Here is a 14,499-nt window from a genome sequence, read left to right as displayed (position 1 = left end):
CATCACCCTATGACCGTCATAGCCAGTATCGAAAATGAAGTTTTGTCGCCCACGACATGGCCCTGGGCGCAGGGATCTGCGGCACGGAAATGCTGGGATGACTGGGCCATCACGGTGGCACGGTGGTGCGCTGACAACGCTTTGAGCGCACGTGACGTGGTGGTGCTGTTGCCGGTGGGGGCTTTGCTGCCGGTGGCTCGGCATGCCTGGGCGCGGGCAGTGGGAGGATGGCTGCCGCAGATCGAAACGGTGCCGACCTTGGCCCAATCGTTGGCCTGGGCGCAAGAGCCTCAGGCCTCGTCACCAATGAACGCGGAGTTGGGCCCCCCACCCACGCTGGACGTCGTCCTGGACCGCCTGTTGGTGACCCAGGCTTTGGGCGCTCAGGCCTGGGGCCGGCAGTGGGCACAGCGCGATCGGCGAGCTTTTGAGCACGCGGTGTCGCAGGTGGTGGACTGTGCCCACTCATGGGTGCGCGTGGCGCAAGCCTGTCCGCCGCCACAGCGGCCTGCCTATTGGGCCAAGTGCCGAGATGCACTGAACTTGGCCCAAGCGGCCAACACAGGTCCAGGCGCGCGCGAGCGGCTGTTGATGGCCTGGGCATTGGAGTGGGCCGCCAGCAGCGACGATGGCCTGTGGGCCACGGATGCATTGTTCGGCCATCACGCGGCCGCCTGGGTTGGCGTGACGGCCGGCGAGACCGTGGTGCCCGGCAGTGAGTCGTCAGTGATGTTGGCGGTGCTCAAGCAGGCCGCGCTGTCCGGTGTGCCCGCCTTGTGGATGAACGCCGAAGCGGTGGCGACACCGAGCGGGGACGTGATCGTCCCGGCGTTGGCCCGTTGCAGTGACTTTGAAGACGAGGCCCAGCAAACCGCAGCCTTGGTGCTGACGGCGGTTCAAGACGCGCGAGCCTCGGCGGGTGATCCGGTGGCCTTGATTGCCTTGGACCGCAGCTTGATCAGGCGTGTGCGCGCCTTGCTGGAGGGCGCGGGTGCCACCCTGTCGGATGAGACCGGTTGGAAGTTGTCCACCACGCGCGCCGGCGCGGCGGTGACCCGCATGCTGGCAGCATCGCAACCGCGCGCGTCCACCGACGACTTGCTCGATTGGCTCAAGTCGGGGTGGGTAAAGTGGGCCGAGTTTGAATCAGATTTTGAAATGGACGAGGCCGTGGCCGCCCTGGAAAGCTGGTGCCGCCGCCATGGTCTTCTGGCTGCCTGGGGGCTGTCGGAGCAAGGCCCGGGCGCCACCACAGACCTGCTGCCGCAAGGGCGCCAGGCCATGCCCGCGCCTGCCCAAAAGCTGTGGGCCAGGGCCCAGCAGACAGCGCAACTCCTGGCGCCTTTGTGGACCCAAGGCCGGGCTCCGTTGTCGACCTTGTTGGCGCAACTGGCGGAGGCTTTGAAGGATTGCGGCGCATGGCAGGCCTTGTTGGACGACGTGGCCGGCGCCTCGGTGTTGGAGGCTTTGCGTTTGAGCGTCGAGAATGGCGCTGCCGTCCCGGCCTGGCCCATGGTGGCCAAAGATTTGCGCATGGATGGCCACGGTCTGAGCCGCTGGGTGGACCAGGTCTTGGAGGAGTCCAGCTTCAGGCTGGAGTCAGCGGCGGCAGGCGATGCCAAGGTGGACGTGGTGGTGACGCCTTTGACGCGCGCTGTGCTGCGTCCCTTCAGCGCCGTGGTGATGCCGGGGACGGACGAAGGGCAACTGGGGGCGTCGAATAGGGTGCCAGGTTGGGTGCATGGCGCCTTGGCCGAGCAAATGGGTCTGCCAAGCAAAACCACCAGCCGCGATGCGCAGTGGGCTTCGTTTGCACTGTTGATGGCGCAGCCTGAGGTGTCATGCCTGTGCCGCGAGGCCAATGGGCGCGAGCCCCTGGAACCCAGCCCGTGGTTCGAGCGGTGGTCATTGCGCACCGGCCTGGCCTTGCGCGATGAGAAGGACATGCGACTGCCACAAACAGTGCCGGCTTCGCCAGTGTTCATGCCACGTCCAACACTCAGGTCCGCGGCGCGGCCAGGTGAGGTCCCGCGCAATTTGAAGCTGCCTTTGCCTGGCCAGATCACCGCCACCTCTTACGAGTCGCTGCGGCAATGTCCCTACCGCTTCTTTGCCAGGCATGTGTTGAACCTTCGGCAACTGGATGAGCTGGAGGAAGGGGTGGACCGATCTGACTTCGGGGTTTGGCTGCATGCCGTGCTGCAGGGCTTTCACACCCGCCGTGATCAGGCCACTTCGGCCAAGCATGACGACGTGGCACTGTGGATTTCGGTCGCGCAGGAGGTGACGCGGGCACAGGGCCTGGACCGGGACGGTCGGCGTCCATTTTTTCTGCCTTTTGCCGCGACTCTGGGGCGGCTGGCTGAAAACTACGTGGCCTGGCTGAAGGGCCATGAAGCCCAAGGTTGGCGTTTTGCAAAGGCCGAGGAGGTGGTGCAGTGGCCCATGGCCCTGCGCAGCGAATTGGGTGAGGACGTGGCCGTGACGCTGCACGGCCAACTGGACCGGCTGGACCGGCTGGAGCGTGGTGGTGAGGACACGGCTTGGACCGTGATCGACTACAAGACAGGTTCGCTTGATGCCCTCAAGCAAAAGGTGAAGCAGCCGCTGGAAGACACGCAATTGGCCTTCTATGCCGCCTTGGCCCAGCACGCATCGGCCACGGCAGACTTGGGCGACCCCATGCGCGTGACCTCGGCCATTGACGGCCTGTACCTCCAGATGGACGAAAAAGGCGTTCATCCAGTCGAGCATCCCCAGGTGATCGAGTCGGCGCAAGCCTTGGTGGAAGGGCTGCGCACTGACCTGACGCGCTTGCTGGACGGCGCGGCCATGCCTGCGCTGGGCGAAGGCGTGGCTTGTGACTATTGTGAGATGCGCGGCCTGTGTCGGCGTGACCACTGGTCCTTGACGGAGTCCTCGCGATGAACTTGGCCGCTTACCGAATCAACGACCAGCCTGTACCGCGCGAGCGCTTTTACCAGGTGGCCTGCGACCCACGGCGCAGTGTGGTGGTCGAGGCCTGTGCCGGGGCTGGCAAGACCTGGATGTTGGTCTCGCGCATCTTGCGTGCCTTGCTGGACGGTGTGGCGCCTTCGCAGATCCTGGCCATCACCTTCACACGCAAGGCGGCTGGCGAGATGCGCGAGCGGCTGCACGAATGGCTGCGCGAGTTTGCCCAGGCCGATGATGCCGAACGCTGCAAGCAACTGGTGATGCGTGGCATGTTGCCCGAGCAAGCCCAGCAGGCCTCGCCCGCCTTGGCTGATTTGTACCGACAGTGGTTGGAAGATGGCCGGGGCGTGGAGATCCACACCATCCACGGCTGGTTTTCGCGCCTGGTGCGCGCGGCGCCTTTGGATGCGCTGGCCGAACTGGGTTTGCCCCCTGAATTGAACCTGATCGAAGACACGGGGGAGCTGTGGCCTGAGTTGTGGGGGCGACTCCTTCGGCGCATGGACACCCAGCAGTCGGCGCCGGAGCTGGATGCTTTCGTGTCCCTGGTGCGCGATGTGGGCCGGTTCAACCTCGAGTCGTGGCTGCAATCGGCCCTGTCCAACCGGCTGGAAATCACCTTGGCCGACCAGGCTGGGCATCTGCAAGGCAGTGTCAAATCGGTGGAGGAGTGGTCGGCGCAATGGTCGGGCGTGGTTGATCCACGCGAGGCATTGTTGAAGGCCTCTGTCAAGGATCAGTTGTGGGCTTTGGCCAAGTTGTTGTGCCAGGCCAAAGGCGCGAAGGCTCAGGCAGCCGGGTTCCACATGGAGCAAGCCTTGGGGCAAGCGGATGTGGCTGCCCAATACGAAGGTTTGCGCCATGCCTTGTTCACCGACAAAGGTCCGCGCAAGCAACTGGGCGAGTTTGACGAGCTGGCCTGGGCCGTGGCCTGGTTGTCGGACCTGGCCCTGGCGGTTGAGCAAGCCCAGGCCCATTCGCTGCACCAGCGCATGTGCCTTTTGGCGCGCGCGCTCTTCGAGGAATACGCCAGCCTGAAAGTGCAGCAGGGGCTGGTGGACATGGTTGACCTGGAGCTGGCCGCGTCGCACCTGTTGAGCGACTCCTCGGTGGCCGGCTGGATTCAGGAACGCCTGGACACGCAAGTGCGGCAGCTGTTGATGGACGAATTCCAGGACACCAGCCCCCTGCAATGGCAGACGATGAAGTCGTGGCTGGGCGGTTATGCGGGGGCGGGCGGAGGCGCGAGCGGCCGACAATCGATGCAGGTGTTCCTGGTGGGTGACCCCAAGCAAAGCATCTACCGTTTCAGGCGGGCGGACCCACGTGTGTTTGAGGCCGCCAAGCATTTTGTGCTGGATGGCCTGCAGGGCGATCTGCTGTCGTGTGACCACACCCGCCGCAATGCACCGGGTGTCATCGAGGTTCTGAACAAGGTGATGGGCAGCGCCGTGGAACAAGGCGCTTTCAGCGGCTTTCGGCCGCACACCACCGAGTCGCAAGAGGTGGCCAGGGTGTCGGTGCTGCCGGACGTTGTTCGCCCACCCAGCGAGCCGCGTGCTCAGGCCGTTGACATGGCCTGGCGTGACACCTTGGTCGAGCCCCGCGAAGAGCCCGATTCATCGCTCAAGCAGCTGGAAGCCGAGCACGTGGCGCAGGCCATTGGCGAGTTGATCCGCGTGCAAGGTCTGCAACCCGAAGACATTTTCGTGCTCAGCCGCAAACGTGCCACGCTGGCCTGGGTGGGCCTGGCGCTTCAAGCCCAGGGCGTGCCCTATGTGGCGCCTGAAGACACCAAGCTCATCGAGACGCCTGAAGTGCGCGACTTGGTGGCCTTGGTTGAAGCCCTGGTGTCGCCCCAAAATGACCTGGCTTTGGCGCACGCCTTGCGCAGCCCGGTGTTTGGCTGGTCGGATGACGAGGTGATGGCATTGGCGGCCCGTGCCCGGGTGCTGGGTGGCACTTGGTGGAACGCGCTGATGACCTGGCCTGATGCCAGCGAGTCGGTGGTGCATTCGGCCCGTTTGTTGGCGCGTTGGCAGGCACTGGCCCGGCAAGCGCCGCCACACGATCTGCTGGAAGCCATGCTGACCGAAGGCGGCGTCCGCGAGCGCTGGGTGGCGGCTGTGCCGGCTGCGATGCGGGGGCAGGCCATGGCTCACATCAATGCCTTGCTGGCCCAAAGCCTGGACATGGACGGCGGCCGGGATGCCACGCCATACCGGTGGGTCAGGGCGCTCAAGCGCTTGCCGCAGGCTTTGCCTGCCCGTGTGCACCCAGGCGCGGTTCAGTTGTTGACCATCCACGGGGCCAAGGGCCTGGAGGCGCGGGCGGTGTTCATCGTGGACGCCGATGCGCAAGAAGGGCGCCCGAACAACCACACCGTGATGGTCGATTGGCCTGAAAGCGAGGCGCGCCCGGTGAGTTGCGCCTTCATCCGCTCTGAGGCCAACCCTCCACCCAGCCTGAGCCTGTCCATGGACCAGGAGCGCGCGGCCCAACGGCGCGAAGAGCTCAATGCCCTGTACGTGGCCTTGACGCGGGCCCGGGAACAACTGGTCTTCAGCCGCACGGAGCCTCGCACCAGCAACAAGCACGGCAGTTGGTGGCAACGCCTGATGGATTCGCAAGCCGTGGGCGAGGCGCATGTCTGGACGCCCCAAGCGCCCGTGGAGGCCGCTCTCGGCCCAACGAACACTGGCCTGCCAACGCCACCTGATGCTCGTCTGGCTATGTTGCCTGCCTTGACGGCCCGCCCCCCCGGCGCTGATTCATTCACGCCGCCAGCCGTGTTGGAAGAGAGCGCCATGTTGGGCCAGATCGTTCACAAGGCCTTGGAATGGCTGACCCTGTTGGCCAGCGGCAACCGGACTGCGCCTCGCGTGCGGCAAGCGATCCAGGCGGCGGGTCAAACGCTGTCCGCGCCCTCGGCATTGACGGATCGTGCTGAGCCCTTGGTGGCCAGGATTTTGGCCAGTGAAGAGTTGGCCGCCTGGTTGGACCCCGGCCAGCTGGCCTGGGCCGGCAACGAGGTGGGGCTGGTGCACAGCGGCCAGAACTTGCGGATCGATCGCCTGGTGGCGCGGGATTCTGCCGCTGGAAGGGAGTGGTGGGTGCTGGACTACAAGCTCCAACATCGGCCGCAGGAACTGCCGGCTTATCAAGCCCAATTGCGCCAGTACGTGGAAGCGGTGTCGGCTTTGCAGCCCGGAGATACCGTGCGCGCGGCTTTCATCACCGGGGACGGGCGGCTGGTCGAAATGGTTTAAAAAAGACCGTCTTCCCGCCTTTTGAAACAGTTTCACCCTTGCGCAACTGCGGTTCAATCGGTCATACCGGGGAGATGTGTCACCCCATGAAAAAAGCACTTGTCATCGCCCATGGCCGTCATCACGCCACCTTCGTCACCGCCGGTTCCGCATTTTGGCCGCTTTGAGTTGCGCCAATTGCTCAGCCGTACGCTGTCGGCGACCACGTGGCGGGCGATGGATCCGAGGTTGCAGCACGAAGTGGTGCTGTGCGTGCCACGTGCGCAGCCTCGTCCGCCCAAGGAGTTGGAGGCATGGCACCAGGATGTTCAAGCCGCTGCCCGCCTGAAGCACCCGCGGCTGGCCGATGTGCTGGAAATCAGCATCCAGGATGGCTGGCCCTTCGTCAGCGCTCACCGTGGGAGCGGTGTCTCGCTGCTTGAACGCCTGGCCTCAGGGCCACAGCCCACCTTGGTGGAGATGGTGGGCTGGATGGTGGACGTGCTGGAAGGCCTGGCTTATGCGCACGAGGCCGGCGTGGCCCACCGTGATCTGGGCCTGCACAACGTGTTGATCGACAACCAAGGACGGGCCAGCTTGGTCGGCCTGGGCGTGGGTTTCATGGCGGAAGTGCCCGGCAAACCCCGGGCCGTGGCCGGCTTGCAGCAGCAGCGGGCCGACGCAGAACACGATGTGCTGATGGCGGGCTTGCTGATGTACCGCTTGTTGGCCGGCGGGCCCGCGCTGGACGATCCCGATCTTTGCAGCGCCGCTCAACGCGTTGGGCGCGAGATCGTGCGCCTGCCCTGGTCGGCAACCCAGCCGGTGCCCGATACCCTGCGGGCCATCGTGAACCGATCCACCGACCGCCAGCAGCGCCAGCGCTATCTGAACGCGCGCACCCTGCTGGCCGCCTTGCAAGGCTGGATCAAGACCAATGAGCAGGAGTCGGGCGGCCCCTTGGCCTTGTTGATCGACCGACTGAACACGGTGGGCAGTTTACCCAGCCGACCGCGCATGGGCCGTGCATTCAACCAGTCGCTGGGCAAGGACAACCTGCGCGTGGACGACATTGTTGATGTCATCGCCAAGGACCCCGGCCTGGTGTGGGAGTTGCTGCGCAGCGTGAACACGGCGCGTTTTCAAACAGGGATCAGCGATGACCACGTGACCACCATCACCCGATCCGTGGTGCTGATGGGTCAACTCGGTTTGCGCAATGTGTCTTCGGTGTTGCGTCCTTGGCCGGGCGCGTTGGCGGTGGCCGAGTCAAAAGCCGGGCCTGATGCACCCACACCTGCGGCCCAGACCGCCCTTGAAAACGAGCTGCGCCGCACTTGCATCGCGGGGCACATCGCCCGCCTGCTGGCCCCGTTCTCCATCAGCGACGAAGAAGCCCTGGTCGCCGCCATCTCGCAGCGCCTGGGGCATTTGCTGGTGCGCTATCACTTTCCCGACGAGGCTGCCCAGATTGACCGGCTCATGCAACCCGGGCCACCACCCGATGCAACCAGCCCCCCCACGCCTGGGATGAACATGGAAGCCGCCGCTGGTGCCGTGCTGGGTGTCGACATGGAGGAGTTGTCGATCGCCGTGATGCGTTATTGGGGCATGGACGACAAGTTGCAGCAGGCAGCGCGTCCCTTGAACAAGTCATCGCCCGTGCGCCGACCCGATGACCGGGAAGAGACGCTGCGCGCGGTGGCCAGCCTGGCCAATGAGCTCACCACGGCCGTGGGTGCCGAACCAGCACGCGCGCAAGCCCAGTTGAACCATTGCTTCACGCGCTACGCCCGCGCCCTGGGCTTGAGCTTCAAGGATTGCCAGGAAGCGCTCGAGACTTCGGTGCGCCTGGTGGACGCGCCCGTGGCGTCTGCCAAAACCGGTCAATAAGCGGGTTAATTCTTGAGCGCCAGTGCGCAGTCGGTCACCAGTGCCGGCCCCTGGTAGATCAAGCCTGTGTAGACCTGAACCAGGTCGGCCCCCGCGTCGCGTTTGGCACGCGCGTCGGCCCCGCTCATGACCCCGCCCACGCCGATGATGGGAAAGCGCGGGCCCAAGGCGGCGCGCAACTGGCGGATGACCTGGTTGCTGGCCTCGAACACGGGCGCGCCACTCAGGCCGCCAGCTTCTTCTGCATGCGCCATGCCTTTGACGGCCTCGCGGCTGATCGTGGTGTTGGTGGCGATCACGCCATCGATGCCGTTGTTCTGCAAGGTGGCCGCGATCACACCCACCTGGGTCTCGTCCAGATCAGGCGCGATCTTCACGAACATGGGCACGTGGCGCTTGTCGCGTGCCATCAAGGCTTGGCGGCGGGTTTGCAATGCGCCCAACAGGCGGTCAAGCGCCTCGTCGCTTTGCAGGCTGCGCAGGTTCTGCGTGTTGGGCGACGAGATGTTCACTGTCACGTAATCGGCCCAGGGGTAGACGCCCTCCAGGCCGATCAGGTAGTCGTCTACCGCGTTCTCGATGGGGGTACTGGCATTCTTGCCGATGTTCAAGCCCAGGATGCCGCCCTGCGTGCGGAAACGCGCGCGCCGCACATTGTTCACGAAGGCATCCAGGCCATCGTTGTTGAAACCCAGGCGGTTGATCAGCGCATTGGCCTGCGGCAGCCGGAACATGCGGGGCTTGGGATTGCCGGGCTGCGGCTTGGGGGTGACCGTGCCCACCTCGACGAAGCCAAAGCCCATGGCGCCCAGGCCGTCGATGCACCGACCGTTTTTATCCAGTCCAGCGGCCATGCCGATGCGGTTGGGGAACTTCAGCCCAGCGATCTCGACCGGATCGCTGACCCGGCTGGCGCCCCAGGCGCAGTCCAGCGGCGTGTTTTGAAACCGTGCCAGGGCGCCCATGGTCAGTTCGTGGGCAACTTCCGGGTCCAGATTGAACAGGACGGCGCGGGACAGGGCGTAGGGAATCAGGGGCATGGACAAACAAAAGCGAAGGGGCACGCCAGGGCGCAGGTCGTGCATTGTCCCAGATTGGCGGGGCGGAAATCGGCGCGGCGCCTATGGCAAACTGCGCCCCCTGATCGATGCGATGCGATCGCATTTTTTCTGGTTTCTCCCTAGGGCACCCGCTTGAACAAGATCCTGATGCAAATCGCGGCCGAACTGAAGGTTCGGCCTGCCCAAGTCAACGCCGCCGTCGAGCTGCTGGATGGCGGCGCCACCGTGCCCTTCATCGCCCGTTACCGCAAGGAAGCCACCGATGGCCTGGACGACACGCAGTTGCGCGACCTGGAAGCGCGCCTGACCTACCTGCGCGAGCTGGAAGACCGCCGCGAGGCCGTCATCAAGAGCATTGACGAGCAAGGCAAGCTCACGCCCGAGCTGCGCGCCGCCATCGAGGCCGCCCCCACCAAGCAAGAGCTGGAAGACCTGTACCTGCCATACAAGCAGAAGCGCCGTACCAAAGCCATGATCGCCCGCGAAGCCGGCATCGAGCCGCTGGCCGACAAGCTGTTCGCCGATCCATCGTTGGATCCGCAAGCTGAAGCCGCAGCTTTCATCAACGCCGACGGCGGCTTTGCCGACACCTTCGCCGTGCTCGATGGCGTGCGCGACATCCTCTCCGAGCGCTGGGCCGAAGACGCCACCCTGATCGGCAAGATGCGCGACTGGTTGTGGGAAGAGGGCCTGTTCAAGTCCAAGCTGATGGACGGCAAGGACGAGCAAAACCCGGATGTGTCCAAGTTCCGCGACTATTTTGACTACGATGAGCCCATCCGCACGGTGCCCTCGCACCGCGCCCTGGCCGTGTTCCGTGGCCGCACCCTTGAATTTCTGGATGCCAAGCTGGTGCTCGACGAAGAGATCGTGCCCGGCCAACCCACGATGGCCGAAGGCCGCATCGCCCGTCACCTGGGCTGGAGCCACAGCAAGCGCGCGTCGGACGACCTCATTCGCAAGACCATCGGCTGGACCTGGAAGGTCAAGCTGAGCCTGAGCCTGGAGCGCGACTTGTTCTCACGGCTGCGCGAAGACGCTGAAAAAACCGCCATCAAGGTTTTTGCAGAAAACCTGCGCGATCTGCTCCTGGCCGCGCCCGCCGGCAAGCGCGTGGTCATGGGCCTGGACCCCGGCATTCGCACGGGCGTGAAGGTGGCCGTGGTCAGCGACACCGGCAAGGTGCTCGACACCAGCACCGTCTACCCGCACGAGCCGCGCAAGGACTGGGAAGGCTCGATCCACACCCTGGGCCGCTTGTGCGCCACGCACGGCGTGAACCTGATCGCCATTGGCAACGGCACCGCCAGCCGCGAGACCGACAAGCTGGCCGCCGACCTCATCAAGCGCATCCAGCAATTGGCACCCGGCACCATGATTGAGAAGGTCGTGGTGTCCGAGGCCGGCGCTTCGGTTTACTCGGCCTCCGAGTTCGCCAGCAAGGAGTTGCCCGACCTGGACGTGAGCCTGCGCGGCGCCGTGTCCATCGCCCGCCGCCTGCAGGACCCGCTGGCCGAACTGGTCAAGATCGACCCCAAGAGCATTGGCGTGGGCCAGTACCAGCACGACGTCAACCAGAGCGAGATGGCCCGCACCCTGAGCGCCGTGGTCGAAGACTGCGTGAACTCCGTGGGCGTGGACCTGAACACCGCCTCGGCGCCGCTGCTGTCGCGCGTGTCGGGCCTGAGCACCACGGTGGCCAACAGCATCGTGCGTTGGCGCGATGCGAACGGCGCCTTCAAGAACCGCAAGCAACTGATGGACGTGGCTGGCCTGGGCGCCAAAACGTTCGAGCAGGCCGCGGGCTTTTTGCGCATCCGCGATGGCGACAACCCGCTGGACATGTCGGGCGTGCACCCCGAAACCTATCCCGTCATCGAGAAGATGATCGCGGCTTCAGGCAAGCCCATTGGCGAGCTGGTGGGCCGCTCTGACGTGATCCGCACGCTGCGGCCCGAGGCGTTTGCCGACGAGAAGTTCGGCATCGTCACCGTCAAGGACATCCTGACCGAGCTGGAAAAGCCAGGCCGCGATCCACGTCCCGACTTCAAGGTGGCGCGTTTCAATGATGGCGTGGACGACATCAAGGATCTGCAAGAGGGCATGGTCCTGGAAGGCACGGTCAGCAACGTGGCGCAGTTCGGCGCTTTTGTCGATCTGGGCGTGCACCAGGACGGCCTGATCCACGTCAGCCAGTTGGCCAACAAGTTCGTGAACGACGCGCGCGAAGTGGTCAAGACTGGCGACATCGTGAAGGTGAAGGTGCTGGAGGTGGACTTGGCCCGCAAACGCATTTCGCTGACCATGAAGCTGGACACGGCCATGCCAGCCAAGGGCGCGGCGGGCAAGGGTGACAACAACTACCGGCCGGCGGCGCGCAATGAACGCTTCAATGCGCCGCGTGGCGGGTCATCGAATGCTCAACCTCAGGAGCAATCGGCCATGGCGGCGGCGTTTGCAAAGTTGCAGGCCAAGCGCTGAGTCGGGCAAAAAGCGCTTGGGATGCAAAAAAGGGAGCCGAGGCTCCCTTTTTCGATCAAGCCTTCAGCGACCGCTGTTGGCGACGACGCACCGCCACGCCCACCAGCCCCAAGCCCACCAGGGCCATCAGGTAAGTGTCGGTCTCGGGCACCGCGGCGGCCTGAACGGTCAACCCGCCAAACGTCACGGTGTTCGAATAGTAGGGAATGTTGGCCAGGTTGGTGGGATCGTCCGTGCGAACGAAATCAAACGCCAGGCGACCTTGAAAAGTTGGCAGCTCGGCGGGCAGGGCGCTGTCGCTCAGGAAGTTGAAAGCGCCGCCACCCACACCACCGATCCAGTACAGGCGAACGTTGTGCAGGGTGTAGTTGCCCAGCGTGAAGCCTTGCAGCTGGCGGTCGTAGTCGGCGGGCGTGGTGTTCGTGCCGGCCTTCACGGTGGGATCGGACGTCAGGGAAATGATGTCCAACATAGTGGCGCTGGGCACACCGGTGTTGGCATTACGGATACTGGCAGAGCCGGCGATGTCGGAAAATTGGTAGGCGCCCACGGAGCCGGTGAGGGTGCGAAAGGCCTGATCCGGCGATCCAGGTGTGGCATAGATGCTGTAGCCAGGCTCAAAACCGAGATCGCCAGACGAACCCAGCAAGGGCACGGTTTGGTCGTAGACGAACGAACCCGACACCGTCAGTCCGCTCAGCAAGTGGGTCAGTTCAGCAGGGCCGCCAATCGCGGCGCCCGTTGAAAAGGTGTACGACACAGGAGCGGCCATCGCGGGGGTGAGGCATGACAACCCTGCCGTCAGCAAGCCAGCGCACACGAATTTGTTCAACGACATGAAGTCAATCTCCCTGATTGGATGGTGAAAAAAACTCTTGGGATTATCTCTCGCGGGCCCAGGCGGGCGTCAACACCCAAGTGGGTGGCGGCCCCCAGCGCGCGCTTGGGCGCTGGAGTATCCTGGCAGCGATGTTCACCGAAAGCCTGACCCTTTACACCTTCGCCATGTCGCATTTCAGCGAAAAAATCCGCTGGACATTGGACGCTTCAGGCCTGAGCTTCACCGAGGTGGTGATGACGCCCACCTTGCACGTGGTGCCCGCCTTGCGCATGGGCGGACAGGGCGAAACCACCTTGCCCATCCTGGAGGTTCGCCAGGCCAATGGCGAGCTTGAGCACATTCAGGACAGCACCCAGATCCTGCAATGGCTGGACGAGCACCGAGGCCCATTGGCCGTGATGCCACGCCATCCGGGGCTGAGCGAAGACATCATGGGCATTGAAGAGCGTTTCGATGCCATTGGCAATGACGTTGCCCGGTACCTGTACCACGCGGCCTTGGACGACGACGCGCGGGTTCTGGCGATGTGGACCCAGCACGCCAATCGGCACCAGGCGCGCCTGGTCAGGTTGTTCTTCCCTCTGACGAAGTGGATCTTCAAACGGCGCTTGCGAATCAATGCCGAGGACGCTGCGCAATCGGCCTTGCGCATACAGCAAGCACTGGCCTGGCTGGATGGCCGCTTGAGTGATGGGCGCCAATACCTGGTGGGGCACCAGTTTTCAGTGGCCGACATCACCGCAGCCTCGATCCTGGCGCCGCTGGCGTGTCCAGACCAGCACCCCATCTATGGCACTGCGCAGTTCCGCCAGGGGGCGGGCCATTCGCCCACCTGGCTGGCCAACCGGCCTTGCGTTGAATGGGTGCGGCGCGTATACAAGGCCCATCGCACAGGCCAAGCCGGCCTGGAGGTTCAAGCTGTCGCTTGACGAAGACCACCATGAAAGCCTTGCATATCTACGCAGGCCCCGTTGCTCGCCGCCACATTGAACAGCATGGGCTGAACCCGGGCGACGTCCGTTTGATCCCGGCGGCGGCGGGTGGCCCCAAAGGTTTGATCCTGACCCACCTGGATCGCCAGTTGTTTGGGGAGTGGCTGGCCCCGACCCAACACACCCTGCATCTGGTTGGCGCCTCCATCGGCGCCTGGCGAATGGCCGCCGCCACCATGCCTTCGCCCGCCAAAGCCTTCCAGCGCCTGGCGCACGATTACGTTCACCAGCACTACGAGCCTGACGCCGGGCAGAAGATGCCGTCGCCCCAGCGCGTCAGCGCCAGCTTCGGCCAGGTGCTGGACACTTTCTTTGGCGCGGACACAGAGGGCATGCTGTCCCATCCTCGCTGGCGCCTGCATGTGGTCACGGCCCGCGGGCGGCAGCTTCTGCGCCCCGGAACACCCATGCGCACGCCCTTGGGTTTCGCGGGCCTGGCCCTGGGCAACGCCATGTCGCGCCGCAGCGTGGGCGCATTCCTGGAGCGCAATGTCTTTTCTTCGGCTGGTGAGGCCTTGCCCGTGGCTTTGAGCGACCTGCCCACCGCGCGTTGGGCACTGACCGCCGAGAATTTCAAGCCCGCGTTGCAGGCTTCATGCAGCATCCCTTTCTTGCTGGATGCCGTGCGCGACATCCCCGGGGCCACCCGTGGCGCGCACTGGGACGGGGGCCTGGTCGACTACCATTTCCACTGGAACTTCACCTCCATGGACAGCGGTCTGGTGCTCTATCCCCATTTCCAGCAATCAATCGTGCCGGGCTGGCTGGACAAGTCATTCAAGCGCCGCCACCTGCCCACGCCGGGTCTGAGCAACATGGTTTTGCTGGCGCCCAATCCCGAGTGGATTGCGCAATTGCCAGGCGGCAAATTGCCTGACCGCCAGGATTTCACCGCGCTGGATTTTTCTCAACGCGTGCGCCACTGGGGCGGGGCCGTGGCGGAAAGTGAACGCCTGGCGCAGGAGTGGGGCGATTGGTTGCACCGAGGCTGCCCCATCTCGGAAGTCCGGGCCCTGTGATCGCTACAC

At 64.5% G+C, this 14,499-nt stretch carries 8 protein-coding genes; 6 read left to right on the top strand and 2 right to left on the bottom strand.

Annotation, left to right across the window (positions count from 1 at the left end):
- The first annotated feature begins 141 nt into the window (after positions 1 to 141).
- The 3 genes from LQ232_RS14475 to LQ232_RS14465 all read left to right on the top strand — a co-directional run bounded on the left by LQ232_RS14475 (position 142) and on the right by LQ232_RS14465 (position 8,096).
- Positions 142 to 2,928, top strand: a complete 2,787-nt coding sequence (locus tag LQ232_RS14475) for a PD-(D/E)XK nuclease family protein (protein ID WP_230181050.1) — start codon at positions 142 to 144, stop codon at positions 2,926 to 2,928.
- Positions 2,925 to 6,224: an exodeoxyribonuclease V subunit beta gene (locus tag LQ232_RS14470; protein ID WP_230181049.1), complete on the top strand. Its 3,300-nt coding sequence runs from the start codon at positions 2,925 to 2,927 to the stop codon at positions 6,222 to 6,224. Before LQ232_RS14475 ends, LQ232_RS14470 begins: the two co-directional genes overlap by 4 nt.
- Positions 6,225 to 6,323: 99 nt before the next feature.
- Positions 6,324 to 8,096 carry an HDOD domain-containing protein gene (locus LQ232_RS14465; protein ID WP_230181048.1) on the top strand — a complete coding sequence of 591 codons (1,773 nt, stop codon included), beginning with the start codon at positions 6,324 to 6,326 and terminating at the stop codon, positions 8,094 to 8,096.
- Positions 8,097 to 8,101: 5 nt separating this feature from the next.
- On the opposite strand, the gene LQ232_RS14460 is transcribed toward LQ232_RS14465, so the two are convergent.
- The gene (locus LQ232_RS14460) at positions 8,102 to 9,136 is read right to left on the bottom strand and encodes a quinone-dependent dihydroorotate dehydrogenase (protein ID WP_230181047.1); all 1,035 of its coding nucleotides are present in this window, start codon (positions 9,134 to 9,136) and stop codon (positions 8,102 to 8,104) included.
- 153 nt (positions 9,137 to 9,289) lie between these two features.
- Between LQ232_RS14460 and LQ232_RS14455 the strand changes: the two genes are divergently transcribed.
- Positions 9,290 to 11,638, top strand: coding sequence for a Tex family protein (locus LQ232_RS14455; protein ID WP_305878701.1), 2,349 nt, complete (start codon positions 9,290 to 9,292; stop codon positions 11,636 to 11,638).
- A gap of 55 nt (positions 11,639 to 11,693) precedes the next feature.
- Here LQ232_RS14455 and LQ232_RS14450 read toward each other — a convergent pair whose 3' ends face one another.
- Positions 11,694 to 12,476: a PEP-CTERM sorting domain-containing protein gene (locus LQ232_RS14450; RefSeq protein WP_230181046.1), complete on the bottom strand. Its 783-nt coding sequence runs from the start codon at positions 12,474 to 12,476 to the stop codon at positions 11,694 to 11,696.
- A gap of 131 nt (positions 12,477 to 12,607) precedes the next feature.
- On the opposite strand from LQ232_RS14450, the gene LQ232_RS14445 reads away from it, so the two are divergent.
- Positions 12,608 to 13,408, top strand: a complete 801-nt coding sequence (locus LQ232_RS14445; protein WP_230181045.1) for a glutathione S-transferase family protein — start codon at positions 12,608 to 12,610, stop codon at positions 13,406 to 13,408.
- Positions 13,409 to 13,419: 11 nt separating this feature from the next.
- Positions 13,420 to 14,490 (top strand): phospholipase, encoded by a 1,071-nt coding sequence (locus tag LQ232_RS14440; RefSeq protein WP_230181044.1) that lies wholly within the window; start codon positions 13,420 to 13,422, stop codon positions 14,488 to 14,490.
- Positions 14,491 to 14,499: the final 9 nt, after the last annotated feature.

The sequence above is a fragment of the Aquabacterium sp. CECT 9606 genome (genome assembly GCF_918741295.1).
GTDB lineage: Bacteria > Pseudomonadota > Gammaproteobacteria > Burkholderiales > Burkholderiaceae_C > Aquabacterium.
This window is presented reverse-complemented; position numbering and strand designations above follow the sequence as displayed.

What these genes read in the sequence shown, in the direction of transcription:
- LQ232_RS14440 (WP_230181044.1), top strand. Translation starts at nt 13,420, where the DNA reads ATGAAAGCCTTGCATATCTACGCAGGCCCCGTTGCTCGCCGCCACATT.
- LQ232_RS14450 (WP_230181046.1), bottom strand. Translation starts at nt 12,476, where the DNA reads ATGTCGTTGAACAAATTCGTGTGCGCTGGCTTGCTGACGGCAGGGTTG.
- LQ232_RS14460 (WP_230181047.1), bottom strand. Translation starts at nt 9,136, where the DNA reads ATGCCCCTGATTCCCTACGCCCTGTCCCGCGCCGTCCTGTTCAATCTG.
- LQ232_RS14470 (WP_230181049.1), top strand. Translation starts at nt 2,925, where the DNA reads ATGAACTTGGCCGCTTACCGAATCAACGACCAGCCTGTACCGCGCGAG.
- LQ232_RS14445 (WP_230181045.1), top strand. Translation starts at nt 12,608, where the DNA reads ATGTTCACCGAAAGCCTGACCCTTTACACCTTCGCCATGTCGCATTTC.